Source organism: Cytobacillus mangrovibacter, from assembly GCF_042865275.1.
Lineage (GTDB): Bacteria > Bacillota > Bacilli > Bacillales > Cytobacillaceae > Cytobacillus > Cytobacillus mangrovibacter.
In genome coordinates this window covers 31,800-58,579 of record NZ_JBIACJ010000001.1, presented here as the reverse complement: position 1 = coordinate 58,579, position 26,780 = coordinate 31,800, and the positions used below count along the sequence as shown (strand labels likewise).

30 protein-coding genes and 2 riboswitches are annotated in these 26,780 nt (G+C 37.5%); of the genes, 10 read left to right on the top strand and 20 right to left on the bottom strand.

The features are described from left to right. Window positions 1-28: 28 nt before the first annotated feature. The gene (gene yidC, locus ACFYKT_RS00325; protein ID WP_389213783.1) at window positions 29-811 is read left to right on the top strand and encodes a membrane protein insertase YidC; all 783 of its coding nucleotides are present in this window, start codon (window positions 29-31) and stop codon (window positions 809-811) included. A gap of 51 nt (window positions 812-862) precedes the next feature. On the opposite strand, the gene crcB (ACFYKT_RS00320) is transcribed toward yidC, so the two are convergent. Next, entirely contained in the window at window positions 863-1,222 is a 360-nt protein-coding gene (gene crcB, locus ACFYKT_RS00320; protein ID WP_389213781.1) for a fluoride efflux transporter CrcB, read from the bottom strand. Further along, window positions 1,222-1,608 (bottom strand): fluoride efflux transporter CrcB, encoded by a 387-nt coding sequence (crcB, locus tag ACFYKT_RS00315; RefSeq protein WP_389213778.1) that lies wholly within the window; start codon window positions 1,606-1,608, stop codon window positions 1,222-1,224. The genes crcB (ACFYKT_RS00320) and crcB (ACFYKT_RS00315) overlap by 1 nt, the downstream gene beginning before the upstream one ends. A 146-nt stretch (window positions 1,609-1,754) precedes the next feature. Here crcB (ACFYKT_RS00315) and ACFYKT_RS00310 point away from each other — a divergent pair, with 146 nt between their 5' ends. Beyond that, on the top strand, window positions 1,755-2,318 hold the full coding sequence (locus ACFYKT_RS00310) for a YhcN/YlaJ family sporulation lipoprotein (protein WP_389213775.1): 564 nt from the start codon (window positions 1,755-1,757) through the stop codon (window positions 2,316-2,318). A 52-nt stretch (window positions 2,319-2,370) separates the two neighbouring features. On the opposite strand, the gene ACFYKT_RS00305 is transcribed toward ACFYKT_RS00310, so the two are convergent. From ACFYKT_RS00305 to ACFYKT_RS00285, 5 genes are all read right to left on the bottom strand, one after another. Continuing rightward, complete coding sequence (locus ACFYKT_RS00305; protein WP_389213772.1) at window positions 2,371-2,961, bottom strand: GNAT family N-acetyltransferase; 591 nt, start codon at window positions 2,959-2,961, stop codon at window positions 2,371-2,373. 68 nt (window positions 2,962-3,029) lie between these two features. Continuing rightward, on the bottom strand, window positions 3,030-3,233 hold the full coding sequence (locus ACFYKT_RS00300; RefSeq protein WP_389213769.1) for a DUF6501 family protein: 204 nt from the start codon (window positions 3,231-3,233) through the stop codon (window positions 3,030-3,032). Window positions 3,234-3,259: 26 nt separating this feature from the next. Further along, the gene (locus ACFYKT_RS00295; RefSeq protein ID WP_389213767.1) at window positions 3,260-3,517 is read right to left on the bottom strand and encodes a hypothetical protein; all 258 of its coding nucleotides are present in this window, start codon (window positions 3,515-3,517) and stop codon (window positions 3,260-3,262) included. 90 nt (window positions 3,518-3,607) lie between these two features. Then, window positions 3,608-5,260: an AMP-binding protein gene (locus tag ACFYKT_RS00290; protein ID WP_389213764.1), complete on the bottom strand. Its 1,653-nt coding sequence runs from the start codon at window positions 5,258-5,260 to the stop codon at window positions 3,608-3,610. 167 nt (window positions 5,261-5,427) lie between these two features. Next, entirely contained in the window at window positions 5,428-6,225 is a 798-nt protein-coding gene (locus ACFYKT_RS00285; protein ID WP_389213762.1) for a VOC family protein, read from the bottom strand. A 258-nt stretch (window positions 6,226-6,483) separates the two neighbouring features. Here ACFYKT_RS00285 and sda point away from each other — a divergent pair, with 258 nt between their 5' ends. Beyond that, entirely contained in the window at window positions 6,484-6,615 is a 132-nt protein-coding gene (sda, locus tag ACFYKT_RS00280; protein ID WP_389213760.1) for a sporulation histidine kinase inhibitor Sda, read from the top strand. A 95-nt stretch (window positions 6,616-6,710) separates the two neighbouring features. Here sda and odhB read toward each other — a convergent pair whose 3' ends face one another. Next, window positions 6,711-7,967, bottom strand: coding sequence for a 2-oxoglutarate dehydrogenase complex dihydrolipoyllysine-residue succinyltransferase (gene odhB / locus ACFYKT_RS00275; RefSeq protein ID WP_389213757.1), 1,257 nt, complete (start codon window positions 7,965-7,967; stop codon window positions 6,711-6,713). 1 nt (window position 7,968) lies between these two features. After that, on the bottom strand, window positions 7,969-10,809 hold the full coding sequence (locus ACFYKT_RS00270; RefSeq protein WP_389213754.1) for a 2-oxoglutarate dehydrogenase E1 component: 2,841 nt from the start codon (window positions 10,807-10,809) through the stop codon (window positions 7,969-7,971). A 591-nt stretch (window positions 10,810-11,400) separates the two neighbouring features. Then, window positions 11,401-11,512: riboswitch (SAM riboswitch) on the top strand. An 80-nt stretch (window positions 11,513-11,592) separates the two neighbouring features. Here ACFYKT_RS00270 and ACFYKT_RS00265 point away from each other — a divergent pair. Together ACFYKT_RS00265 and metC are read left to right on the top strand one after the other, a co-directional pair. Next, window positions 11,593-12,714 carry a methionine biosynthesis PLP-dependent protein gene (locus ACFYKT_RS00265; protein ID WP_389213751.1) on the top strand — a complete coding sequence of 374 codons (1,122 nt, stop codon included), beginning with the start codon at window positions 11,593-11,595 and terminating at the stop codon, window positions 12,712-12,714. Further along, window positions 12,702-13,877: a cystathionine beta-lyase gene (metC, locus tag ACFYKT_RS00260; protein ID WP_389213748.1), complete on the top strand. Its 1,176-nt coding sequence runs from the start codon at window positions 12,702-12,704 to the stop codon at window positions 13,875-13,877. The genes ACFYKT_RS00265 and metC overlap by 13 nt, the downstream gene beginning before the upstream one ends. Window positions 13,878-13,925: 48 nt before the next feature. On the opposite strand, the gene ACFYKT_RS00255 is transcribed toward metC, so the two are convergent. Together ACFYKT_RS00255 and ACFYKT_RS00250 are read right to left on the bottom strand one after the other, a co-directional pair. Beyond that, complete coding sequence (locus tag ACFYKT_RS00255; protein WP_389213746.1) at window positions 13,926-14,246, bottom strand: DUF3889 domain-containing protein; 321 nt, start codon at window positions 14,244-14,246, stop codon at window positions 13,926-13,928. Continuing rightward, the gene (locus ACFYKT_RS00250) at window positions 14,243-14,398 is read right to left on the bottom strand and encodes a hypothetical protein (protein WP_389213743.1); all 156 of its coding nucleotides are present in this window, start codon (window positions 14,396-14,398) and stop codon (window positions 14,243-14,245) included. The genes ACFYKT_RS00255 and ACFYKT_RS00250 overlap by 4 nt, the downstream gene beginning before the upstream one ends. A gap of 120 nt (window positions 14,399-14,518) precedes the next feature. Between ACFYKT_RS00250 and ACFYKT_RS00245 the strand changes: the two genes are divergently transcribed. After that, window positions 14,519-14,686, top strand: a complete 168-nt coding sequence (locus ACFYKT_RS00245; RefSeq protein WP_389213740.1) for a hypothetical protein — start codon at window positions 14,519-14,521, stop codon at window positions 14,684-14,686. A gap of 37 nt (window positions 14,687-14,723) precedes the next feature. Here the strand turns inward: ACFYKT_RS00245 and ACFYKT_RS00240 are convergent, their stop codons facing one another. Next, the gene (locus tag ACFYKT_RS00240; protein WP_389213737.1) at window positions 14,724-14,927 is read right to left on the bottom strand and encodes a zinc ribbon domain-containing protein; all 204 of its coding nucleotides are present in this window, start codon (window positions 14,925-14,927) and stop codon (window positions 14,724-14,726) included. 185 nt (window positions 14,928-15,112) lie between these two features. Between ACFYKT_RS00240 and ACFYKT_RS00235 the strand changes: the two genes are divergently transcribed. Further along, window positions 15,113-15,505, top strand: a complete 393-nt coding sequence (locus ACFYKT_RS00235; RefSeq protein ID WP_389213734.1) for a globin domain-containing protein — start codon at window positions 15,113-15,115, stop codon at window positions 15,503-15,505. 30 nt (window positions 15,506-15,535) lie between these two features. Here the strand turns inward: ACFYKT_RS00235 and ACFYKT_RS00230 are convergent, their stop codons facing one another. The 3 genes from ACFYKT_RS00230 to ACFYKT_RS00220 all read right to left on the bottom strand — a co-directional run bounded on the left by ACFYKT_RS00230 (window position 15,536) and on the right by ACFYKT_RS00220 (window position 18,633). Then, window positions 15,536-16,099, bottom strand: a complete 564-nt coding sequence (locus ACFYKT_RS00230; RefSeq protein ID WP_389213731.1) for a glycerol-3-phosphate acyltransferase — start codon at window positions 16,097-16,099, stop codon at window positions 15,536-15,538. A gap of 110 nt (window positions 16,100-16,209) precedes the next feature. After that, window positions 16,210-18,372, bottom strand: coding sequence for a beta-propeller domain-containing protein (locus ACFYKT_RS00225; RefSeq protein ID WP_389213729.1), 2,163 nt, complete (start codon window positions 18,370-18,372; stop codon window positions 16,210-16,212). A 132-nt stretch (window positions 18,373-18,504) separates the two neighbouring features. Next, window positions 18,505-18,633 (bottom strand): hypothetical protein, encoded by a 129-nt coding sequence (locus ACFYKT_RS00220; protein ID WP_389213726.1) that lies wholly within the window; start codon window positions 18,631-18,633, stop codon window positions 18,505-18,507. Between the two features lie 225 nt (window positions 18,634-18,858). Between ACFYKT_RS00220 and ACFYKT_RS00215 the strand changes: the two genes are divergently transcribed. Continuing rightward, window positions 18,859-18,999 carry a hypothetical protein gene (locus ACFYKT_RS00215; RefSeq protein ID WP_389213723.1) on the top strand — a complete coding sequence of 47 codons (141 nt, stop codon included), beginning with the start codon at window positions 18,859-18,861 and terminating at the stop codon, window positions 18,997-18,999. 589 nt (window positions 19,000-19,588) lie between these two features. Continuing rightward, entirely contained in the window at window positions 19,589-19,816 is a 228-nt protein-coding gene (locus ACFYKT_RS00210; RefSeq protein ID WP_389213720.1) for a hypothetical protein, read from the top strand. A gap of 22 nt (window positions 19,817-19,838) precedes the next feature. Here the strand turns inward: ACFYKT_RS00210 and qoxD are convergent, their stop codons facing one another. From qoxD to thiT, 5 genes are all read right to left on the bottom strand, one after another. Beyond that, a complete protein-coding gene (gene qoxD / locus ACFYKT_RS00205) occupies window positions 19,839-20,120 on the bottom strand; it encodes a cytochrome aa3 quinol oxidase subunit IV (protein WP_389213717.1) in 282 nt (93 codons plus the stop codon). 1 nt (window position 20,121) lies between these two features. Continuing rightward, window positions 20,122-20,718 (bottom strand): cytochrome aa3 quinol oxidase subunit III, encoded by a 597-nt coding sequence (qoxC, locus tag ACFYKT_RS00200; RefSeq protein ID WP_389213714.1) that lies wholly within the window; start codon window positions 20,716-20,718, stop codon window positions 20,122-20,124. Then, complete coding sequence (qoxB, locus tag ACFYKT_RS00195; RefSeq protein WP_389213711.1) at window positions 20,715-22,664, bottom strand: cytochrome aa3 quinol oxidase subunit I; 1,950 nt, start codon at window positions 22,662-22,664, stop codon at window positions 20,715-20,717. The genes qoxC and qoxB overlap by 4 nt, the downstream gene beginning before the upstream one ends. Window positions 22,665-22,749: 85 nt before the next feature. Continuing rightward, window positions 22,750-23,682, bottom strand: coding sequence for a cytochrome aa3 quinol oxidase subunit II (gene qoxA / locus ACFYKT_RS00190; protein ID WP_389213708.1), 933 nt, complete (start codon window positions 23,680-23,682; stop codon window positions 22,750-22,752). 358 nt (window positions 23,683-24,040) lie between these two features. Next, window positions 24,041-24,640: an energy-coupled thiamine transporter ThiT gene (thiT, locus tag ACFYKT_RS00185; protein WP_389213705.1), complete on the bottom strand. Its 600-nt coding sequence runs from the start codon at window positions 24,638-24,640 to the stop codon at window positions 24,041-24,043. A 63-nt stretch (window positions 24,641-24,703) separates the two neighbouring features. Then, window positions 24,704-24,806, bottom strand: a riboswitch (TPP riboswitch). Between the two features lie 177 nt (window positions 24,807-24,983). Between thiT and ACFYKT_RS00180 the strand changes: the two genes are divergently transcribed. Beyond that, a complete protein-coding gene (locus ACFYKT_RS00180; RefSeq protein WP_389213702.1) occupies window positions 24,984-26,726 on the top strand; it encodes an AAA family ATPase in 1,743 nt (580 codons plus the stop codon). Window positions 26,727-26,780: the final 54 nt, after the last annotated feature.

The following is a 26,780-nucleotide window of genomic DNA, read 5'->3' as shown; positions in this document are numbered from 1 at the left end:
GACATGAACAATAGGAGGAGTTACGAAAATGAAAAATAAGAAAAATTTTTACTTAATCCTGATGCTCTCACTAGCTTCTTTACTTCTAGCAGCTTGCCAGGGACAAAATGGGCAAGCGAACGATGGATTTTTTCACACTTATCTAGTTGAGCCTTTTGCTAATTTAATTCACGGGGTTGCCACTATTTTCAATGATAATTATGGTATTGCGATCATTATCATCACACTTGCTATTAGACTATTATTGATGCCGTTGATGCTGAAACAATATAAAAAGCAGCAAATAATGAAAGAGAAAATGGATATTCTTAAACCAGAAATGGATATCATCCAGAAGAAATTAAAAGCAACAAAGAATCAAAAGGAACAGCAAATCCTTCAGCAAGAAATGTTTGCACTTTATAAGACACATAATGTCAACCCGCTAAATATGGGATGCTTACCTGTTCTTATTCAAATGCCAATATTAATGGGCTTCTACTATGCAATTAGAGGATCAGAGGAAATTGCTTCCCATTCATTCTTATGGTTTAATCTTGGCCATTCAGATATGTGGATCACTGCTATTGCAGGAATTGTCTACTATCTTCAATTCAAGGTTTCACAGTCGAATATGCCTGCTCAAACACAGAAGCAAATGAAGTTTATGGGTTTGCTTTCACCCATTATGATTGTCATGATTTCATTAAATGCACCAGCCGCCTTGCCACTTTATTGGACAATCGGCGGTATCTTCTTAACATTACAAACGATGCTTGGTAGAAAACTTTATCAAACTGAAAAGCCAGTCAGCGAAGTAAAGCCAAGTTAATCAATTGAAGCAAATGTCTTAAAAAGAGTATAGCCACTGGCTATACTCTTTTTATATCTTCCCTATAAGCAGACCAAGGAATGCAAGCATAATTCCGCCGAAGTAAGTCAAAATTAAATAGACAATGGCTGAGCCTTTTTCTTTGGTTTGAAAAAGTTGGATCGTCTCTAGATTAAAGGTGGAATAAGTTGTAAAAGCACCCATAAATCCTGTTCCCAGCAATAAAGTTATTCTTTCCTCACCGTTTACCCCAATTAAAAATCCTAATAAAAATGAGCCTAATAAATTCACTACCAAGGTTCTTAATGCCCATTTACTAGGAATTCTCTTTTTAAAAAATTGAGACATTATGTAACGGCAATTGGCACCAAAAAATCCGCCAATCGCAACAAATAGCATATTTAACCACATTATTTCACGCCCATCCCTTTCAAGCCTCTCTGCCGATAACCTATCCAGGCTGCTCCCAGACCACCAATTAAACTTAAGATAATGTAAATGAATGCTAACAGCCATTCGCTTTTTTCCATTAGCAAAACAGTCTCAGTGCTTAAAGTAGATAATGTTGTAAAAGATCCAATCGCCCCCGTGCCAATGGCTAGTACATAGTTAGGGTTAGCTCTATTTGATTCGGCTACTTTTCTGGTGAAAATTCCAAGTAGAAACGCTCCAGCAATATTGGCAATTAGTGTTCCAAAAGGAAAGGAATTTCCTAAAAGGTTACCCGACCATAAAGAAACGAAATACCTAAGTAGGCTTCCAATTATTCCACCAATTCCAATAGAAAAATACGCCATATTCTTCCCCGCTTTCCGATATTTATCCTATTGTTATATTATCATTCATAAGGAAAAAATCGCATCCTTTAGAAAAATAAATCAGGCATATCTCAAATGGAAGGTGGAAAAATAATTAAGAATACGAATAAAGGAGTGAATTTCTTTTGAAGGCAAAAATGATATTAGCTGTTGCTTTATCAGCTGTAGTGCTATCTGCATGTGGGGCTAATAATAAAGGGATGGATGACACGGCTCTGAGAAACCGTGATGTAACAGATCCTCTTCGTGTCAATTATACGGATCGCCTAAATGAAACAAATAATTTAAACGATCGCGAGCCATTGCTTCGTGTTAGAAATAACGTGGATAATAATAGAAATGACGCACAAGGAATGAGAGTAGCTGATCGGGTTGCAGAGAAGATTGTTGCCATACCTGAAGTCGATGATGTTAATGTCATTGTGACAAATGATAATGCCTATGTAGCAGCACAACTCAATGATGGGGTTGAATTAACCAAGGTAGTGGAAAAGAAGATTGCAGACCAGGTAAAAGCGGTTGATCAAAATATAGATGATGTCTATATATCAGCAAATCCAGATTTTTACGACCGCATGACGTCTTATTCAAATGATATTCGTAATGGCGAACCTATTGAAGGATTCTTTGAGGAGTTTTCCGAAACAGTACGCCGAATTTTCCCAAATAATACACATACTAATCGTTAATTACTCTTATTAAAAGGGGTCTAACTAAATGTTAGATCCCTTTTCTGTTATCTTAATTGATCATTTTTTGAAGTAGATGTTTTTTCACATTTGGCCATTCTTCTTTCAATATGCTGAAATAGACAGTGTCACGAATATGGCCATCAGAGATCATCCTGTCCTGTCGCAGTACCCCTTCTTTCACAGCACCTAGACGTGCAATTGCTTCTTGAGAGCGTATATTTCGCAAATCTGTTTTGAAAAATACCCGATTTAGTTTCCAATTTTCAAAGGCATGGGTAAGCATTAAATATTTACATTGCGTATTCACATTCGTTCGCCATACGGAAGGATGATACCAGGTAAATCCAATTTCTGCACTTTTGTTAGCTGTAGAAATGTCTAGAAACCGGGTACTGCCAACGATTTCGTTTTTTCCTTTATGTAACACAGCAAACGGATATTGACTGCCAAGTTCCCTTCCCTCAATCGCCTTATTAATTTCAGACTGCAGCATTTCCTTTGAATCGATTTTTGTTGCCATATAAGTCCAAATCTCTTGATGATCAGAGGCATTCCATAATAAATCGATGTGATTCTCCAATAAAGGCAATAGCTCTACAGTATCCCCAGAAAGCAGAAATAATTCCTCCCATAAGTGCATATCTACTTCTCCTCTTCTCCTAAGATAGAAAAACTGCCAGCATACTAGCTGACAGTTCTCCTCTTTATTTACGCATCCTGAAAATAGTCTTTGTAAAAACCGCTGACTTTTCCTGAGTTATCAATGATAAAATAAAATTCCTCTGTTTCATTTTTCACATCATATACTTTCCCAGCTGTTAAAGCTCTATTTACAATATATTTTGCTGCGTCTGTATGAATACATTTGACTTGCTTCATTGTCTCTTTTTCATGCCAATTTTGATGAATCATCTAAGCAACTCCTTCTTTCTTTATATTCAATAGTATAAAGAATAGGTGCCCTTAGCCGCAAGATTATTATTGTTTTTTGCCGTATTTTGTGGAAGTCGATGAAATTTCTTGCGAATGACTTGAATTTCACCCTCGTCAAAGGTAAATATCTCTCTTGTAATGACATTCTTTAATGTTATATAAGTAACCTCACAAATATAATCGATACGAATAAATTCAAGGAATTCAAATGTCTCTTCCCCATAAACTATTTCAAAAAAACGATTATTTGCGAAATAATCCATTGAATGACCCTCTTTTCTAAGAAGATGGCAATCATTCTTTACCACCTGCTTAGCCCGTTTCAAACATGGGGAGGGAAATTATATCTAACCCTATTGTACAAATTTTTCTTTTTCAATGATTTCTATTGTTTGTTCACGCAATCGGAATTTTTGGATCTTTCCAGAAGCTGTCATTGGGTAGGCATCTGTAAATTCAAAGTAGCGGGGGATTTTATACCTTGAGATTTTCCCATTACAAAATGCACGAATTTCTTCATTTGAGACAGATTCGCCCTCTTTTAAAATAATCCATGCGACAACTTCTTCTCCAAATACGGGATCTGGAACTCCAACGACCTGGACATCAAGAATACTTGGATGAGAATATAGAAATTCCTCAATTTCACGCGGGTATATATTTTCCCCACCACGAATAATCATATCCTTCAAACGCCCTGTAATTCTGCAATAGCCATTCTCATCCATGACAGCTAAATCCCCAGTATGGAGCCAGCCCTCTTCATCAATTGCTTCTCTCGAGGCTTCTGGGTTTTTATAATAGCCCTTCATGACTTGATAGCCTCTTGTACACAGTTCTCCTTGAACACCATATGGAACTTCACGGCTTGTCCCAGGTTCAACTATTTTTACTTCAACGTTTGGCAAGGCTTTACCGACCGATTCGACGCGTAGTTCAATCGGGTCATCCGTTCTTGTCTGTGTAATTACTGGCGATGCCTCTGTTTGGCCATAGCAAATTGTAATTTCATTCATACCCATTTTTTCAATAACTGCTTTCATGACTTCAATAGGACAGTTTGAACCTGCCATCACACCTGTACGGAGTGTTGAAAGATCATATTGGCTGAAATCAGGTTCATTTAATTCAGCAATAAACATCGTTGGAACCCCGTGGAGAGCTGTACATTTCTCATCCTGTACTGTCTTCAGCACGCCTTTTGTACTAAATTCCTGTACTGGCACCATTGTTGCACCAACGGAAACACATGCAAGTGTACCAATCACACAGCCGAAGCAATGAAAGAACGGCACAGGGATACATAATCTATCTCTTCTTGTCAATTGCATACAGCTGGCAATATTAAATGCATTGTTAACAACATTAGTATGTGTCAGCATGACCCCTTTTGGAAAGCCGGTTGTTCCTGATGTGTATTGCATATTAATAACATCATCAGGATCAAGCTCATTCATCCTCTGATTAAGCTGATCATCTTCCAAGGTCTCGCCTAATGTTAATAGATCATCCCAGCTAAAAGTACCAGGAAATCGCTTCTCTCCAAGTACAATGACATTTTTCAAGAACGGAAGCCGATCACTCTGAAGACATCCCGGCTCACTAGTCTTTAATTCAGGTGCGATTTCATAAAGCATATCTATGTATGAGGCGTCGCGATATTGCTCCATTAGTATAATAGTCGTTGCATCCGACTGCTTAAGTAAATATTCTAGTTCAGTTGTACGGTAATTTGTGTTAACTGTAACAAGAACAGCACCCATTTTCCCTGTTGCAAACTGAGTGGTAAGCCATTCTGGTGTATTAGTTGACCATGCAGCAATATGCTCCCCTTTTTCAAGGCCGAGCTTCATTAACCCTTTTGCTGCTTTTCGGCAATAATCATCGAATTGCCTGTAGTTCATCCGCAGCCCTAATTCGGTATAAACAACTGCTTCGTGGTCTGGGTGAAGATTTGCTTTCTCCTCCAAAAGCCTTCCAACCGTTAAATTTAATAGCTCTGTCATTGAATACCGCCCCCATAAATGATGATTTCACTTTAAATAATCGCTATTACTTACAAAGTGCTTACAATTTATGTTAACATATATCGCTGAATATTCAATATTTTCTAATATTACATTTTCAAATAAAAAATTGCATCACAATTATGTAATGCAATCTCTTTACTTGATTATTTATAATCTGACCCAAATATGGTTATTGGACCACAATCAAGTGTTGGCTTGAATTGGATTTCAAAAGGCCTTTCTCCTCTTTGATTAAGTTTATTATGTAGAGGGTTTTCCTCATTTAATGGCTGACAGAAAAGGATTTCAACTCCTGCGCCTTGAATTTTTGCCTTCTTTGTAGCTGTTTGTGCTTCTGTAGAAATGCCGATAATAGAAAAGTTAAATAACTCAGCCCACTTATTTGCAGTTTCTTCACAATTATTTATAACAATTTGTATCGTTTGAATCTTATGCTCGACAAGTCTTCTATCTAAGAAATTAAGTGCCTCTAACTCTTTCATTCGGCTTTCATTTGTTTGCGCCCATTCGATGAAAAATGGATTGGGTAAACTTGTGTTATCCTTAATAAATAACATCTTCCACTTAATAATCTGTCCATCCTGTCTTTTTCTGCTGCCATTGAAAATGGAATAGGTTTGACATCCTCTTTCCTCTAGTTGTTTCTTCACATTATTTATATCACTAGTTCTGAAACAAATCTGACTGATTCCCTCTCCATTCGGTAGATCCTGCATTAATTGTGAAATTAAAGGGTTATCAGAAATAGAAGCGATAGGTGTGTTTTCGATAGCTAGGTATTCAATATACGCATCTCCAACATAAAGCAGACTATTAAATGTACCCCAATTTTCATGGCTTCCACCCATAACGGCATGATAACCAAGCTCTTTCCATACATTTACGGCTTCATTAGGGTGCAGATGAATAAAGTGAACAATATGATCAAGTTGTAATTCCATTGGATCTTTCTCCTTTTTATACAAACTTTCCCTTATTATTAGTGTAATATAAAATTGAAAAAATAGTACTCCAAATTACTATTTGCCTATTTCCCCCTTTTTTTAAATTCGTATCGAGTAAACCACTTTTGGATAGTGTTTTTAAGGTTCGAAAGTCCCCTTTTTGTATTTTTTGAAAATTGGGGTTTTCAAAAGGGAGAGAAACGATTAAAATAAATGAAAGCTTGAATATTCAATCCATTTCAGGAGGTATGCAGAATGAAGATTATGAGTAATGAACAATTGGTCGTCTCGTATCGTGATGCATTAAAGTCTGGATCAGAGAAAGAATGGGTTAGGATATTAAAAATGGAGATTACAAAACGCGGTTTAAAACCATTTAAGAAGTAAATAGTAATAATTCAGTTGAATGCACGAAAAAAAGCGATTGGTTTTCATACCAATCGCTCTTTTTTATTCCTTTTATTTCTGCCATTCTCTTTCTATTAAGCCTCGAATAATAGTGATTCTGGATCTTCAATTAATTCTTTCACCCTTGATAAGAAAGTAACTGCTTCTTTTCCATCAACAATGCGGTGGTCATAGCTCAATGCAATATACATCATAGGACGATTCTCCATACGCTCTGCATCAATTGCTACTGGGCGAAGCTTAATGGAATGCATTCCTAAAATACCGACTTGTGGTCCATTTAAGATTGGTGTAGATAATAAGGAACCAAAAACGCCGCCATTTGTAATCGTAAATGTTCCACCCTGAAGATCTTGCAAGGCTAATTTATTATGTCTTGCCTTTTCAGCAAGGTCTAAAATATCCTTTTCAATTTCAGCAAAGTTTTTGCGATCTGCATCGCGTACGACTGGTACAACTAGTCCTTCATTAGCAGATACGGCAATCCCAATATCATAGAATTTTTTAAGCACAAGTTCATCGCCTTGAATCTCTGCATTTAATAATGGACTTCTTTTCAATGCAGCTACAACTGCTTTAGTGAAGAAGGACATGAATCCTAGTTTCACATCATTTTCTTCCAAAAACTTATCTTTACGGCGTTTACGCAAGTTCATCACATTTGTCATATCTACTTCATTGAATGTTGTCAGCATAGCTGCTGTTTGTTGTACTTCTACTAGTCGATTAGCAATTGTTTGACGACGGCGGGTCATACGAATACGTTCAACTTCTTTGCCAGCAGGCTGAACAACAGGTGATGCCGATGGCTTTGGAGCTGAATTTACTTGCTTCTGAACTTCTTCACGAGGGTTAAAAGATGATACATCCTGTGCACGAACACGTCCAAGTGGATCTGCTGTAGGCACTTGTGTAAGATCAATCCCTTTCTCACGAGCCATTTTTCTTGCAGCTGGTGAAGCGATCGGACGCTGCCCTTTTTGCTCATTGCTTACTTGAGCCGTTTCTTCCATTTGGACAGCCTGTTTTGGTTCCTCTGGAACTGGAGATTTTTCAACTTCAGCTTGCGGTTGAACTGACTCAGTAGCTGCTTCCCCACTCTCGTCAACTACGGCAATTGTTTCACCGACATTAACTGTATCGCCTTCCCCTGCTCTTACTTCTTTTAAGATTCCACTATGCTCTGAAATGATCTCAACATTCACTTTATCCGTTTCAAGCTCAACTACATAGTCCCCTTTATTAACAAAATCACCTGGTTTCTTTAACCATTGGGCAATCGTTCCTTCTGTAATCGATTCGGCTAGTTCTGGTACTTTTATCTCTGCCACCTTAATTTCCTCCCCTTGCTTCCTGCGTTAATGCTTCTTCAATGATACGTGCTTGCTCTTTTTTATGAACGTTAGGATCTCCCTCAGAAGGACTTGAGCGACGACGCCTTCCTGAATACGTCACTTCAACAGAACCTTGTGCAAGCTGTTGCAGTCTTGGTTCAACGAAATTCCATGAACCCATATTTTTAGGCTCTTCCTGAACCCAAACCATTTCCTTTAGGTTTGGATAGCGTGAGCTAATATTTTTTAACTCCTTCATTGGGAATGGATAGATTTCTTCCACACGCAAAAGGTGGAACCATTCTTGATCATCTATATTTTTCAGATGATCAACTAGGTCAATAGCCATTTTCCCTGTTGAGAGAACAAGACGAGTCACTTTTTCTGCATTTTGCCCCAAGCCAGGTTGTTCAATAACGGATTGAAACTTGCCTTCACTTAATTCAAGTCCAGTTGAAGCAACTAGCGGATTACGTAAAAGACTTTTTGGCGCCATAATGACAAGTGGACGTACTTCTTCTCGTTTTAAAATAGCTGCCTGTCGCCTTAAAATATGGAAATACTGTGCAGCAGAAGTTAAATTGGCCACAGTCCAGTTGTTTTCAGCTGCTAGTGTTAAAAACCTTTCTAAACGGGCACTTGAATGTTCAGGACCTTGCCCTTCATAGCCATGTGGGAGCAGCATAACAAGTCCAGATTTTTGTCCCCATTTTGCTCGTCCAGCTGCAATGAACTGGTCAAAAATCACCTGAGCAGAATTGGCGAAATCACCAAATTGGGCTTCCCATAATACGAGTGTTTCTGGTGCAAACACATTATATCCATACTCAAATCCCAGAACAGCTGCCTCTGATAATGGACTATTATGAATGGCAAATGAAGCCTTCGCCGATGAGAATAAATGAAGTGGCGAATAAGACTTTCCTGTATTGCTATCATGCAAAACAATATTCCGATGAGCGAATGTCCCTCTTTCTGAGTCTTGGCCTGTCAGTCGAATGGGTGTACCGTCATGTAAAATAGATGCATACGCAAGCGTTTCAGCATGACCCCAATCAATTTTCCCTTCCCCTTCAAGTGCATTCATTCGTCGTTTCAGAATTTTGTCTAGCTTATTAAAAATCATAAATTTCTCAGGCCAAGTTAATAGCTCTTGATTAATTTTCTTTAAAATATCAATTGGAACAGCTGTGTTGATATCTGGTAAGCCCTTTTCTACTGTTTCGGGCGGATTCAATAGCTCACTTGCCTTTTTATCAGCTGGTACCTTTTCATAAGCTGCTTTCAGTTTATTTAGTACATCTTCTTCTATTTTATCTGAAGCCTCTTTAGTAATTGTTGACTGGTTTAGAAGCTTCTTTCCATAAAGTTCTTTAACTGTCTTCTGGTCATTAATGATTTTATACATCAATGGATTCGTTGTCATTGGTTCATCCATCTCATTATGCCCAAAGCGGCGATAACCAATGAGATCAATTAAGAAGTCCTTTTGGAACTTTTCTCGGTATTCACTAGCAAATCTTGCAGCTGCGATACAGCTTTCCGGATCATCTGCATTCACATGCAAGATTGGGATTTCATACCCTTTTGCTAGATCACTTGCATATCTAGTTGAACGTGAATCACGAGATTCAGTTGTAAAGCCAATTGTATTATTGGCAATAATATGGAGGGAACCCCCAGTATTATACCCTTTTAGCTGTCCTAAGTTTAATGTTTCTGCGACAATACCCTGTCCAGGGAATGCGGCATCCCCATGAATAATAATAGACAAAGCTGAGCGAAGGTTTTCTTTCGGATACCCTTTTGATGATCGATCATCCTGAGCCGCACGTGTAAAGCCTTCGACAACTGATCCGACAAATTCCAGATGACTTGGATTATTTGCTAATGTTAGACGTGTGACCGTCGTATTCTCATCTTTAATCTGCTTATCAAGTCCAAGATGGTATTTAACATCTCCTGTCCATCCATAGCTGATTCCGATCGAACCCTCTGAAGGAACGAGTTCTTTATTTGGCGCATGCTGGAATTCAGCAAAAATCATTTCGTAAGGCTTCCCAAGTACATGGGCAAGAACATTTAGACGTCCACGATGGGCCATGCCAATATTAATTGTTCTGGCACCATTTGAAACCGATTCTGCAACAATTTCGTCAAGCAGCGGAACCATTGAATCGAGACCTTCGATTGAAAAACGCTTCTGTCCAACAAATGTTCGATGAAGGAATTTCTCAAATTCCTCCACTTCAGTGAGTCTTTTAAGAAGTTTTGTTTTTTCTTCCTTTTGAAGAGAAATTTTAAAGCTGCCTGATTCGACTTTTCGACGCAGCCAATTTTTTTCATTTGCATCATATACATGATGAAATTCGAATGCAATCGTATCCATGTACATGCTTTTTAAATAGTTTATAGCTTCATGGCCGTTTCTTAGTGGTATCGGCGCATCCGTACAAATGACACCTGCAGGTACGGCATATAAGTCTTCTTCAACTAACCCGTAATTCGAGAGTTCAAATAGTTTCTTTTCAGGTTCATGATCATTTAATGGATAAATATCTGCAGCCATATGTCCGTAGGTTCGGATGTTGTCTGCCAATCGAATGGCAGCTAATGTTTTTTCTAATGGACCCGAAGAGGGTGTAACTCCACCAATCTCCGTTCTATTTTCTACTTCTTCCACAATGGGAGAACCAGCAGATTCAAAATAGGCTCTCATTTCTGGATCAACAGATTCGGGATTTTCTAAATAAGCTTCGTATAATTCAATGACATAGCCAAGGTTCGGGCCATGAAAACCTTCCGCAAAAGGCTTTTCGCCATTCAATGGCTTTTTCATGGAAAATGACCTCCATAATTGATTTTGTTGTGAAATCTTTATTCAACTTTTCATCCTCATCTATCAGTATAGTTGATAATTATTAGAATAATAATATTTTTCAGAGGATAAATCGTTTTCAAAGCCATTCTACCATGTAAAACACTGTTATTCAAAGGTTTTTAATACGAATATAGTGAAAAAAGTTTTCAGATAGATGATCCGTAAAAAACTTATATTAAAAAAGTGTTATTCCCCTTTATTTATAGGGATTTATATTTATTGGCTGTTTTCGCAAACATTATGGCATATTAATCTTTTGTGGGTAGAGGTTGATTTCCGCTCCAGGATGCTCGCTTTCCGCGGGGTGGGCGCTGAGCCTCCTCGGAGCATAGCTCCTGTGGGGTCTCACCTGTCCCACTCCTCCCGCAGGAGTCTCGCACCTTCCGCTCCAATCAACAAGTATTTTTGGCAAATGGAAATTTTCTCCAAAAAAAAAAAAAAAAAAAAACAATCTTTTAGAAAACCGCCTTAAGAAAAGAGCCTTATATTAAATAATTGTTGACTTTATTGGTTTGAATATTGTAAAGTTTGAAATAATTAAATAATGATTTCTTATCAAGAGAGGTCGAGGGTAAGGCCCGAAGACACCTCAGCAACCATTAATCTAAGAGATTAATAAGGTGCTAATTCCTACAAGTTTTAATAACTTGAAAGATAAGAAGAACGGCTAGTTTGCTTATGAAAAGTCTTCTTCTTAAAGAAGGCTTTTTTTTATTTTTAAACTAAAAAGGAGTGCAAATAATGCATAAGCTTGATACGATCCTTGCCCAAATTGGCAATCGAAGTGAATCAGTAACGGGAGCAGTCAATCCACCCGTTTATTTTTCTACTGCATATCGGCATGAAGGAATTGGTCAGTCAACTGGATATGATTATATCCGTACTGGGAATCCAACTAGGCAAATACTTGAAAATGCAATTGCGGCGCTTGAAGATGGTGACCAAGGATTTGCATGCAGTTCGGGGATGGCTGCCATTCTCACCGTCCTTTCTCACTTTCAGTCTGGTGATGAATTTATCATTTCAAAGGATTTATACGGCGGCACCTATCGACTTTTTGAACAAGGCTGTAAGAAATGGGGATTGAGCTGCAAATATGTTCAAACACTTTCAGCTGAAGTTCTAAAGAAGGAAATTACTTCTCGGACAAAAGCCATATTTATTGAGACACCAACAAACCCATTAATGGAGCAAACTAATATTGAAGAGGTTGCTTCTATTGCGAAAAGCCATCAACTATTGCTCATTGTTGATAATACCTTTTTCACTCCCCTTTTACAGCAGCCGTTAAAGCTTGGAGCAGATATTGTTATCCATAGCGCAACGAAATATTTAGGCGGCCATAATGATGTTTTGGCAGGACTAATTGTTGCGAAGGGCAAGGAAATCTGTGAATCATTAGCTACTAATCATAATGCTTCAGGTGCGGTATTAAGTCCGTTCGACTCTTGGCTTCTCATTCGAGGGATGAAAACACTCTCTTTAAGAATGGAACGCCATGAGAGAAATGCAAAGGAAATTTTCCAATATTTATTTGAGCATGAAGCTGTTACCGATGTCCTTTATCCAGGCCGTGGCGGAATGATTTCATTCCGGATTAAAGCTGAAAGGTGGGTGAATCCGTTCCTTCAAAATCTTAGCCTCATTACTTTTGCCGAGAGCCTCGGCGGAGTTGAAAGTTTTATCACATATCCTGCAACCCAGACACATGCAGATATTTCTGAACATATCCGAATGGAAACAGGTGTCTGCAACCGCTTATTGCGCTTCTCAGTAGGAATAGAGAATGTAGATGATTTAATAAATGATTTAGAGAATGCGTTCACTAAAGCTCAGATGGAGGGATTGCAATGTGTGAAATAGAATCATGGAGTTTTCAGACGAAGCTTCTCCATAATAGTCAAAAAATAGATCAGGCAACAGGTGCAGTAAGTGTTCCAATACAACATGCGTCTACCTTTCATCAATACAGTGTCGATTCATTTGGGAAATATGATTATAGCCGAAGCTTAAATCCAACAAGAGAAGCATTGGAAACCATTATTGCTGAAATGGAGGAAGGAACAAGAGGATTTGCGTTTTCGTCAGGCATGGCAGCCATATCAACTGCTTTCCTGCTATTATCAAAAGGAGATCATGTAGTGATCACAGAGGATGTGTACGGGGGAACCTTTCGTTTCGTTACTGAAGTGCTCTCAAGATACGGCATTGAACATACCTTTGTTGATATGACTGATTTGGATGATGTTAAGCAAGCCATTCGTCCGAATACAAAGGTCTTTTACGTTGAGACACCATCCAATCCGCTTTTGAAAGTAACGGATATTGAAGCAATCAGCTCGATTGCCAAGTCTCATGGGGCTTTAACTTTCGTTGATAACACATTCCTAACGCCAGCATTACAAAAGCCGTTAACTTTAGGAGCAGATGTTGTCCTGCATAGTGCAACGAAGTTTCTATCCGGTCATAGTGATGTTATTGCTGGTATTACTGTGGTGAAGGATCCGGTACTCGCAGATAAAATTGGATTTTTGCAAAATTCATTTGGAGCCGTACTTGGGGTGCAGGATGCATGGCTTGTTCTTCGGGGAATCAAAACGCTGCACGTTAGACTTTCACAATCAATCCGATCAGCCAATCAAATTGCAGAAGCTTTAAAGAAGAATCCGGCAATCAAAAAGGTATACTATCCGGGACTCGAAGACCATCCACATTATATTTTACAAAGCAGGCAAGCAAAAGGTGCAGGAGCTGTCCTTTCTTTTGAGCTTGAGAATGAAAGGATATTAAGAGAATTTGTTTCAAAAGTAAAAATCCCTGTGTTTGCCGTTAGTCTTGGTGCTGTGGAGTCCATTCTTTCTTATCCTGTAAAAATGTCCCATGCAGCGATGCCGATTCATGAACGTGAAAAACGAGGAATTAGCAACAGTCTTCTTCGTCTTTCTGTTGGTTTGGAGGCATCTGAAGATTTATTAAAGGATTTTAACACTGCGCTATCAGCTGCCAGTTTCAAAGTAAATGTCTAAATTGCCCCAATAAGCATCCGCTTCTTTAAGCGGATGCTTATTGGATTTTTAGTTGTTCGTTTTTTGAGTATTTACTTGTATAACCCGATCATTTTTTGGATCAAACTCAATTTGTATAAGCAGTCCAAACTCCTTCCCTTGATCGTCTACCCAAAGTTTAAATTTTTCTATCGCTGAATGAGGCTTGTCCTCCCTGCCAATATGCAAGTAGTCAACAATATTCGCACGTGGATATTTTTCCTTGGCCGTCTTAACAGCTAATTGCCCCCATTTAGCATAGGATGGCGGCGATGCTTGAGCTGCATTTGCTGAAACTAGGATGCTTACAAGAAGAATAAGATGAACCATTAAAAGGTACTTTTTTCTCATGTTGCTTGTCCTTTCGTTTGATTCTCTTCAGCACGCATTCGTTCTTCCTCCTCCTCTACACATATATAGGCAATTTGTTCTGACATAAAATGATGCATGATATCCTTATCATCTAAACATTCAACTTCTTTTTCTTTTTTCATCTTAAACATACCTCCAATCCTATATGCACTTAGGATTTGTTAGTGGAAGAGTGCTTATTCAGTTTAGATATAGCATCTTTATATGTATAATTTCCAAATATAGACAAAACCTACTACTGGGAGGTGCAGATGATGAATGTTGAAAATAGTATACCTGATATGGCTTTATTATTAGAGAGTATGAACGGTTCGTATACGACTGAGTCAATCGTAATAAACTCAATACCTGAATGGAGTTTGTCTGAAGAACAAAGCACCCTTGATATCAAAAACCTAACGGATATTGATGAGGATTAGAAAAGCATTGCCGATTTTGGCAATGCTTCGTACATTCTTAACCGCCGAAAAAGAAATCTAATACATTTCCAGCTGTTGAAGATTTCTTGTTATAGAATTCTGAGTAGCCACAGTTTTTGCAATAGACAACAAGAAATTTATTATGCTGGAGATCAAGCATTTTAGATAATCCATTCCCTGTCATTGCCACCTCTTTTTGGCCTGCATCAGAACTCCCGCATTTTATACATCCTTTGTTCATCGTAAACACCCTCCCATGCTCTTTATGTTCCTACAAAAAATAGTATGGTATAGATAAAATAATCATACCAATGATTACAAAAGACTTCCAATTAGAGTGACAAAACGTGATATATATCACTATTTTTTCTAAGGTTATTCATTATAATTATTATTAAATAATATAGACAATAGTAGGTGATGAAAATGGATTATAAAATGAATACTCTTTTTTCTGGAATTGGTGGAGCAGAGACAATCGAAAAGCTAGTGAATGCTTTTTATCCTCGCGTATATGCAGATAAGGATTTAAGTCCCTTATTTGAGGGTGATATTGAAGATATTAAAAGGAAGCAGCGTATGTTTCTATCACAATTTACAGGAGGACCGGCACTTTATAGCGAAGAATTTGGACCTCCTGCAATGCAGCAGCGTCATCTTCCTTTCGAGGTAACGCCGAAACGAGCAACTTGTTGGCTTCGATGTATGAAAGAAGCATTTCATGAAATTGGTTTAGATGAAAATCCTGCTGGACAAGCTTTTTATGATCGATTGACTCAAGTTGCAGGTATTATGGTCAATAGTCCGGACAGCGAATAAAAGTTAAAAGCCTAACCCGATCATTTTGGGTTAGGCTTTCCATTTCTCCATTAGGCTTTTGGAATGGGCCAATAGGAGAATAATCGTGAGAATAATATATACACTCATTGTTGAAATTGAATCATGAAGAAAGTAGATAGCGACTGGAAGAATCAAAAAAGAACCAAGTCCGGAAATGGTAAAACTTTTTGTAAATGGATACGTTATTAAGAAGCCAAGAATAATTACAATGGCTAAGAGTGGCTCGAACACAAGCGCTCCACCAATATAAGTGGAAACTCCTTTCCCACCTTTAAATCGGAAAAGAACGGGTTTGATGTGGCCGACCAAGGCAAATGCCAACCCGATCAGCTGTTCTAGCTCAGAGAATTCGAGCATCTTACCGATGAAAATGACAAGCGCTCCTTTTAGGGCATCACCAAGAAAAGTAAGCACAAATGCCTTTTTTCCATATAGACGACCTGCATTCCTCGCACCCGGATTGCCTGAACCCTCTCCAAGAATTTCTCCCTTATGAAGAATTTTTATTAGAAAGTGTGCAGTTAAAATATTCCCGATGAAATAAGAGCCCAATAAATATAGAATTAGATTCATAGATTACTCCAGTCTGTTAATAATGAGGTTGTTTAGGATAATTATGGAACAATCTTCTGATTTCTTCAATAAAAATAATATCCTATAAAATTGGTGTTAAAAATTCAAACTTATTTTTTTAAGCTTAATTCTCCTTTTAACTTATAAGAGCTTATTTCATAGGAACTAATTTTATTCGGAGATAATGCATAGAACGTATCACCGATATAAAGTATCCGATTAATGCTGTACTCCCACTCCTCATAAATGGCCTTTGAGTCGTGATGGGATACTTTAGATTGAAGTGAAAAGCCCTTTTTAAGGTCAATATTATAAACATAAGCGCCTTGGAAGGCAAAGGTTGAATCCCATTCCATTTCATTAGTTGATTTTCCATTTTCATATACAGTTATCGGGAAAGCAAATAGGTTTTTCTTTTTATCAAAGAGCAGTGCCTTATGGTCATAGTTTAATTGGGAGTACGTTCCCCTGCCGCCGATCACTTCTGTAAATTTTTCCTTTGGATTTGATAAATCTGTAATGTCAAAGAGTGAAAGCTTCACACCGTCTGTGAAAATAAGCGGCTGACTGTTTGAGCCTTTATTAGGTATTACCTTAGTGTCATGACCAAACCCGATTAAATGATTTTCATCATATGGATGAAGATAGTTGCTAAATCCAGGAATCTTCAACTCTCCTAATACCTTTGGCTGTTTTGGATTTGAGCCATCAATGACAAAGAGCGGGTCAGTTTCCTTGAAAGTAACAATGAAGATTCTATCATTCATGAAGCGTGCTGAGTAAATTCGTTCCCCTCTTGCTAAATCCTCTAACTGTCCAACCTGCTTTAAATTCTCATCCAGGATATAGAGGTTATTGGCTGAAGGCCTTGAATCATCCCAAACTTGGCCCTTTGTTGTAGCAATGCGGAAATTCCCATTATATTCGTCCATTGAAAATTGGTTTAATACCGTTCCAGAAATTTCACTTGAGGTATGAAAATCAACTTCCATTCCGTTCACCGTAAATTTATATATTGTTGTGTCTGGACTGACCGATTGATCTCCCTCAATTGCTAGTGGCATATAATTCGTAACAGCCAGATAAAGATTGTTTTTTGACATATATAACTGATCTCCACTGCCTAAATACGTTGACAGAGCTATTTTAGAAGTCGACTTTTCTAAATCAATCACAGCAATATTGGTGAAATTGGTTTCTTTAGATTCCGGAAAGTATTGAATTTCATCGTAATTAACAGCCTGCATTTTTGAATTTCCAGCTGAGTCTGAATATCTTGGGCGAATATCAATTTCTGGATTCTCTCGAAGCAGCCAGTAATCAGGATATTTATTAGCGATCAAATATACTTTACCATCCATTAACCTTGATGTGAGGAGTGTTCCTTCCATTTCAATTTGCCTAATTTCTACAGGGTTCTTCTTGTCCTTCACATTATAAATAATCGCTTTCGTTGTTTCATGAATGGGTGCAATTTTCATGTCTGCAGGCTTTATTTCATTCGGTTGTCCCTTGTAACTCGTACCCATCACAATTAACTGATCGTTTTGTAAATACATTTGAAACGGGTAAAATTCCTGCTCATAAGTAATGACCTTTTCTAATGCCATTTTTTCAGCAGGGACTGCTCTAATAAATTGCAGTGTATTATCTTTCAGTTGAAAAATATACTCTCCATCCGTTTTAACGATATCCGCCTCATCAATTCCATTTACTTGGACATTTGTTTCTGAATGCTCCTGTGATTTATTAGATTCCCCTGCTGTTGAAGAATCCATTGCTGCTTCTTCTTTAACAAAGTGATTATTATTTCCCCATATTTCGGTCATACGTTTTAGTAAATGCTTATTTAATTTGCTCTTCGATTCAGCAACAGGCAATGTTTCTTTCACAGTGAAACTTTGAGTCATGTTAGCTGCCATTTTTCTGCCAATACGGGATTTGATTTCATTTGATAGTTGCAATGTATAGGAATTGATTGTGTAACCGTCTTCTAATGGTTCGATAAGTATCGTTTTCTGGTCTTCACTTAACGAGACCGCTACCTCTTGTTTCTCCCCTTGTTTATTCATTACATAAACGGTATTTTTGTTAATGGTCGCTGGATCAAGTTTTTCCGAAAAGTGGATTCTCCATAGTTTATTTTTCAAAACAATCAAATCTTCCTTAACGTCTATGCCACCTACAACCTTTAATTGAGTAACATAGAATCCTGTAAGGATAACCATCATTATCATGAAAGTTCCACCTATTAATAGCCATTTTTTCGCCATCCTCTTTCACTCCTTTATAGCTATTGACGCACCTTGATTGAATACTGTTACATAAATGTAATAAAAATGAAAAATAAAAATCCACTCCCAGATGAAGAGTGGATTGACCATTCATGTATGTAGCTGTTATTTCTACCAGTTCTCTGTCTTCTCAAGCAATGAATCGATTTCGATGAGTCTGATCATATAGTGAAAGTCATCGTCAGCAATTTCCTTTGTTGCATCCAAAAGCTTATCGATATCTGTTTTCATCTTTTGCATAATCAGACCTCCTTTTCAATTAGCAATTCTTTTATTAATCGTTGAGCCCTTCCGTTCTAGTGGGTTCAATATCCTATTCCCCATTCTTCCATTTATAAACTGCTTTATCACTTTTTAAACTGATGCAATCCATTCACGGGCAACGCTAAAAGAGAATATACTATAAAAAATTAAACCTTAATGTATGTTTGTCGCATGAAAACTGAAATTAGAAGGTGTTTTCCTATGAAACCAAAGGTGAATTCGAATGAATTTGCAAAGGTTATGCAATCTGCATTAACAAAAGGACAAAATGAAAATAAATTAACGGTTAAGGAATTACTTCTGGATATAAAAAAGCAGTTGGAGCGTCATTATAAAAAATAATATCTAATTTGCTGATTCATTATTTAATGAAATTTAATATCATCATTAACTCATTTTCAATGATGCTATTCGATAAATAAATATTAGAATTTTTGTTGGTCACCAAGTATTGGTGACCATTGTTGTATAATTTCTTGGGTTTCGGTCGTCAATCAGGTTGATTGGCTACCAATCTTGCTTTTTTTCAAGTGTTTCAGGCGCCAATCAGGCTCATTCGCTACCAATCTTGCTTTTTTTCAAGTGTTTCAGGCGCCAATCAAGCTCATTCGCTACCAATCTTGTTTTTCTTCAAGTGTTTCGGGCGCCAATCAAGCTCATTGGCTACCATTATTACTATTTATCTGGAGCTTTAGTCGCCAATACAGTTGACTGTCAGCCTTATTCGAGCCTTTTCAAGTGAAGAATAATATCTTTTTTAAATAAAGATTAAATGGGTAAAATATATAAAAAGCTTGCAGACTTTGTTGAAATGAACAATGTCTTCAAGCTTTTTTGTCTTGTCAATATTTATATTTTCAGATAATTCCTGAAAAAAGTTTGACAATTTTGTGAACAAAATGAATAATCTATATAAAGGGAGATGATTAGCTTGAATTTAAATTCGAACATACTCAAGATTGTTAATTATGTTGGGGTAACATTACTGACAATAGGCATGATCATTTTTTTATTCGGTTTCTTTACAAATGGCAGCAGTATTTTAACACCAATTGGACTTGGAACGGTAATGGGTGCGGTTTTTATCTTCGTAATGGGGATATTTTTTGTAGCAACAGAAGAAATGCTGAACAAAACAAAAAAAGGAGCATCCATTTAGGAGCTCCTTTCTTTGTCATTTGTTACATATCCCAAGTGAAGAGGAATAAAGTACCGAATATAGTCACTAACGCAATGAATATCATGAAGTAAATGCTACTATAAATGGACCATTTATCCTTTGTTTCACCAGCATGCATGAAGACGATAAGTTGAAGCAATGCCTGAACAAATGCTGTCACAATCAGGATGGTTAACCCTGCTGTGAATGATAAATCAAAGAAATATACAGCAAGCGCGATCGCCGTCAGAATTAAAGAAAATACAAAGCCCATTACTTGTTTAGCTGGGAATAATTCTTTCATCTTACATCATTCCTTTCAAGTAGATGAAGCTAAAGATAAAGATCCAAACTACATCTAAGAAATGCCAGTAAAGGGAGAAAATAAATGATTTATTCGCAGTTTCAGGAGTAAGTCCTCTCTTCTTTACTTGAAGAATGATCGATAATCCCCAGAATAAACCGAATGTTACGTGCGCTCCATGGGTTCCTAATGTTGTTAGGAGACTGGCTGTAAATGCGCTCGTTTGTAAACCTGCTCCAATGTGAACATAATGAACAAACTCAAATATTTCAAAACCTAGAAATCCTAAACCTAATACTAGTGTGATGGAGAAAAAGCTAATCATAGCTTTTTTCTTACCTAAACGCATAGCATGAATTCCTAGCCCAATGACAAAGCTACTTGTTAAAAGCAAAATCGTTTCGATTAATACAGGCGTGATTTCAAAAATCTCTGCTCCAGTAGGGCCATTACCTGTTCGATGCTCTAACGTGAAGTAGGTTGTAAAAAGTGTTGCGAAAAGCATAATTTCGGCCCCAAGGAAAATCCAAAAACCGAATATATTTAAGCTATTTTGCCCAGTGCTATATTCAAGAGGTTGCGAGTGATCTAGTTTCATAATTTAGCTCCCCCTGTTTTTTCTTCTGTTTCTTTTATTTCTTCTATAGAAATATATCTTCCATGATCTTTTTCAAATGAGCGTAGTGCCAAGCAAGCAAAAATACCCAGTGTTGAGATTATTACAAGCGGCCAGATGGCAAATACAAATGAAAAGCCCCATACGAAAAAGATTGAACATAGGATAAACGGCATGCCACTATTATTTGGCATATGAATTTTGTCTAACTTAGCTGGGAATAAGGTATGTCCCTTTTTCTTAGCATCCCAGAATGGCTGAATTGAATTAACTTCTGGTGCAATCGCAAAGTTATATTCTGGAACTGGTGTATTTGTAGCCCATTCTAATGTACGTGCATCCCATGGATCTGATCCAATATTTCTTGGTGAATAACGAATACTGTAATAAACATTGTAGACGATTAAAGCAAATGCAATCGCCATAATTCCTGCTCCAGCAAATGAAAGCATATTCAATGCTCCATATCCAGTTGCTTCTGAATATGTGTACATTCGGCGTGCTTGCCCGTCTAATCCAGTAATATACATTGGGAAGAATGCAAGAACAAATCCAATTGAAAGAAGCCAGAATGTCCATTTCCCAATTCGCTCGTTTAACATAAATCCAAACATTTTTGGCCAATAATACGTTAAGCCTGCAAGCATCGCAAATACAACACCAGGAATAATTGTATTGTGGAAATGAGCGACTAAGAACATTGTATTATGGTATTGGTAATCTGCTGCTGACATCGCAAGCATAACCCCTGTCATACCACCAATGGTGAATAGTGGAATAAACCCAATTGAATAAAGCATTGGGACGGTAAAGCGAATCTTCCCTTTCCACATTGTAAACAACCAGTTGAAAATCTTAACCCCTGTTGGTACAGCAATCGCCATCGTTGTGATCGAGAAGAAGCTATTCGATGCAGCCCCTTGACCCATTGTAAAGAAATGGTGAGCCCATACTAAACATGAGAGTACAGAGATAATAACCATCGAAGCGACCATTGATTTATAGCCATACAAGTTCTTGCTTGAGAAAGTTGAGATAATTTCACTGTAAATCCCGAAAGCTGGCAATATTAAGATGTATACTTCAGGATGTCCCCAAACCCAAAATAGGTTCGCCCATAGCATATCCATCCCACCGTTTGCACTTGTAAAGAAATTGGTTGCAAACAGACGATCCATAGTTCCCATCGCTAGTGCTACTGTTAATACTGGGAATACAGTAACAATGATTAGGTTAGCTACTAAAGTAGACCATGTGAACATTGGCATTTTCATTAATGTCATGCCAGGTGCTCTCATTTTCATAATTGTCGTGATCATATTGATACCTGTCATTAATGAACCAAGCCCAGATATCTGAATGGCAATCATGTAATAATTTGTTCCTACTGATTCACTAAATTCCGTTCCTGCAAGCGGGAAATAAGATGTCCAGCCGGCATCAGGTGAACCACCAATGACGAATGAGATGTTAAATAACATGGCTCCCATAAAAAACAACCAAAAACTGATCGCATTTAAACGTGGGAACGCTACATCACGTGCGCCAATTTGTAATGGAACGATGTAATTCATAAAAGCAAAGATAAACGGCATCGCCATAAAGATGATCATTACGACTCCGTGAGTTGTAAATATTTCATTATAGTGTTGTGCATCAAGTAATTTACTATCAGGTGTAGCAAGCTGTGCACGCATCATGATGGCATCTACTCCACCACGGAAAAGCATCAGCAATGCAGAGATTAAATACATTAAACCAATTCGTTTATGGTCAACCGTTGTTAACCATTCACGCCATAGATATCCCCATTTTTTAAAATAAGTTAATCCAGCAATTATTGCGATTACCGTAAGTCCAATAACAACCATAGACGCATAAATTGCCGGACTTGGATGTGGTATAGCAAAACGTTCAAAGAATTCCATCCGTATATTTCTCCTTTCGAATGGAACAGATCCCATGTCCAAACAAAATTAGCTCGGATAATGAACCTGTTCCTGTGTCCCATTCTTAATGATGGTTATGGCTTGAATGACCTTCTTCAGGATCGTTTGATTTTGAATGTTCTTCATGTTCTTTATGTGTGTCTTCATTCGATTCAGAGTGTGATGAACCATGATCATGCTCTGGTGGTGGTGCAAATTCTAAATGAGTTCCAGTGAATGTCATTTGCCCAAGATGGCCTGGCTCTAATAATTCATCATATTTCTCTTCTGTCAGTGGATCAGCCGTTTCATTTACTTCTTCAACCCACTCATCAAAATTCTTTTGAGACATGGCAGTGACATTAAATGCATTTTCAGCAAATCCTTTTCCGCTGAAGTTAGCATTACGTCCCATGTATTCGCCTGGTTCGTCAGCCGCTAAGTGCAATGTAGTGATCATGTCAGCCATCGCATACTTTTGACCGCCTAACTGTGGAATCCAGAAGCTTGTAATCGGTCCGTTTGAATATAATTTAAATTCAAGTGCTCTGTCTGTCGGTATATATAAATAGTTGACAGTTTCAATGTTTTCTTCAGGATAACTAAAATGCCATTTCCAATTTGATGATGAAGCATAAACAACTAATGGTGCTTTTTCTTCATACCCTTTCGGAGCAGACTCAACAATGTAGTTACTTTGAACAGAAACAAATGATAGATAGGCAACAATGATTATAGGAATTCCAACACAAATCGCTTCGACCCATGGGTTTCCTTCCATATGAGGTGGTTCATAGTCTTCACTTTGTTTGGAAGCACGGAATTTCACCAACACATATATTAAAATAGCAAAAACAACAATAACAACTACCGACATAATTCCAATTGATAATAGAATGTCATTTGCTTGCCTTTCAGCTTGAGGCCCTTTAGGATCGAAAATCATTAACGGTTCACATCCCGTTAACACAGTGACAATAGTGAAAAATACTGCTAGTACAGCCCATTTCAATTTCATAAGGGGGCTCCTTTCTTTCATTCATATAAATGTGTACATAGTTTTTTTATCTTCAACTTCACAACATCTAAAAGATATTCTTGTTGATGCATTTACAATATTAACATGTTGTTAATGTGTAGAATGTGACAAATAACCGAAGGAATATTTTTACTATATGAAGACCATTCATCTATAATAATGGATATAAAACACGCATGAAACGTGCATTAGAGCAGCATTTGAGTCAAAAAAAACAAGTTACTATTTCAAATTTCGATTTCAATATTTGTTCACATATTTGTAAGAATTTCTAATGGTATAGCTATTTTTGGCAAAAAAAATCCTCTCTATCATATGAAGAGAGGATCAAATATATTTAGGAAGCTTTGTTTTGAGTGATAGCTAAAGAATCATTTTTTCTAATAATTAATTGTGGTGCAGTTGATATAATCAATACGACAACGATTGAACATAGCACCCAGGAGCCGAGCATGGTCGCCCCATTAACTGCAAAAGAGAATAGAAACGGTGACATTCCATCAGGTGCATAACTACCAAAAAACAATACTCCAGCAATGAAATGCCAGAAATAACGCGCAAGACTTCCTACAAATACTGCTGCTACAATCCAAGCAAGGGCAATTTTCTTTTCCCCATATCTAAGATGTTTTTGAATAGGGTTGTAAAATAAACCAGCAAAACCGATGAATGCAAATGCTAAAACATACTCAATAATTGCCTGTACAGGGGTGACAATCCAAGCATCCCCCATAACTATTTGAAGAATACCCCACATAAATCCAGAAATCACACTTACACGAAATCCCCATCTAAAGGCTAGAATAAAGATGGGCAGCATTGCTATTGAGATTGATATGTTTGGAGTTGGCTTAATTGAGGGCAATAAATCCAAAATAATAGCAAATGCAGCAAAAAACGAAGCCTCAATTAATGCGATTAAACTTAATTTCTTCATAAAAAAAACTCCCCTTTTCAAATGTTACGACACCTCAAGGGGAGAATAGTAAACAAAACAAAACACCTATTCAATCCACATTCCTGCGCTAGAATTATCTAACAGGTTCGAAGGGTCAGAACAATGAATTGTTCACTCTCAGCTTTACGCTCCCCTTGTGGTTACGTTATTTAATTATCCTATGTAATTATAGCTTGATTTCCAACATTTGTGAAGGAGAAATTAAACTTATTAGGATACCTTTGCTATTTGCCCATTATTTTCTATCTTTTACATTAATCATCCACTATTCACATGAATTATTCGTATTTATAATGAAAAGGTACAATGAGGAGGGAAAAAGTTGAAATTAAATTTTAAAAAAGCTTCAACAATTGTTCCGATTATTGTAGGCCTATTAGTCATAGCAACAGCCATTTTTTTAGGTGTTCAGAATGGAAATAAATCCGCAGTAATCCCCTTTTCTTCTGTTGAAGAATTAATTGACTCACAAAATGGGGAAATGGTTACGATTAATGAACAGATAAATGGAAAACTTACCATTATAACAGGTGAAGGTGAATTTATTTCACATGTGCCGCCAAATAGTCAAATGATTGATAAACTAGTAGAAAACTATCATGTGGAATATACATTTTCATCAAACAGCCCATACACACCATGGATTTTAGGTGGGCTTGTCATATTAATTATTGCGATAGGTATTTATTTATATAAATCTGGTAAAGGCGGACTAGGTGCTGCTAATACAATGAAGCAAAGTGTTTCTAAGGCTAAGCCGCTTCCTTCTATTTCTCTTGCTGATGTTGGAGGAATTCAAGGTGAAATGAAAGATGAGATTATGCAAACTCTTTCTATTTTAAAAGAACCTGAGCGTGCTCTTCAAATGGGTCTGAAGCCGCCAAAGGGGATCTTATTATATGGTCCTCCTGGAACAGGGAAAACATTGCTCGCACAAGCAATAGCTAAGGAGCTTGGCGCAACTTTCTTCTCAACTAGCGGTTCATCATTCAATGAAATGTTTGTTGGTGTTGGTGCATCCCGTGTACGCTCACTATTCCAAAATGCAAGAAAGCAAAAACCTGCTGTCGTGTTTATAGATGAAGTCGATGCTTTAGCTGGTAAAAGAAAGCAGCATGGCGGTGAAGAAAGTGAAAAAACGTTAACAGAGCTTCTTGTTCAGCTTGATGGCGGACATTCAAACGATGGCATCCTCTTCATTGCTGCTACAAATCGTAAAGATATGCTTGATGATGCCTTTCTTCGTCCAGGCCGGATTGACTTTTCTTTCCACGTTCCTCTTCCAGATATGAAGGGAAGAAAAGAAATTATCGAGATTCATACGAGAAATAGAAAACTAGCTGAGAATGTCATGTGTTCTCTTGAGAATCTTGCCGAAAGCACTTCTGGTTTTTCCGGTGCAGATCTTCAATCATTGTTTGAAACTGCTAGCCGAAGAGCTGTACAAAATGGACAGAAATGTATTATGAAAGAAGATATTGATTTTGCCTTAGATAGAACGGTACTGGGAAGCTCAACCCGCGCACTTCAGGATGCAGAAACAAAAAGACGAGTGGCCATTCATGAATCAGGGCATGCTCTTGTTGCGGCAATTACAAAGCCTGGTTCAGTACGTAAAGCAACTATTATTCCACGTGGACAAGCACTTGGTTATGTTGCACCGGTTCCAAAAGAAATGCATTTATCAACCACAACTGATATGCTCGATCAAGTAGCAATGATCTTAGCTGGTGGTGTTGCCGAAAGACTAATTCTCGGTGAGCATAGCATCGGTGTGGGTGGAGATGTTCAGCAAGCGAAACAGGTAATTGAACAAATGGTTGATACAGGCTTACTTGATGATGGATTCACTTTAACCTTTAACAAGTCAGATAAAGAAGTAAAAATGCAAGAGCTTTTCCAAAAAGCTCTTGAGAAGTCAGAAATGCTGATTCGTTCAAATCGCAGCCAATTTGACAAATTAGTAGAAGCCCTTTTGAAGAAAGAAACTTTGGAGGGTACTGAGGTACAGGAAATTGCCGATAATACTTTAGCTGTTGATGAGAAAGAACTCATTCTTGCATAGGATTTATACCAGCTCTTAATAAGGGCTGGTTTTTTGTCGATTATTGCAAGAAAA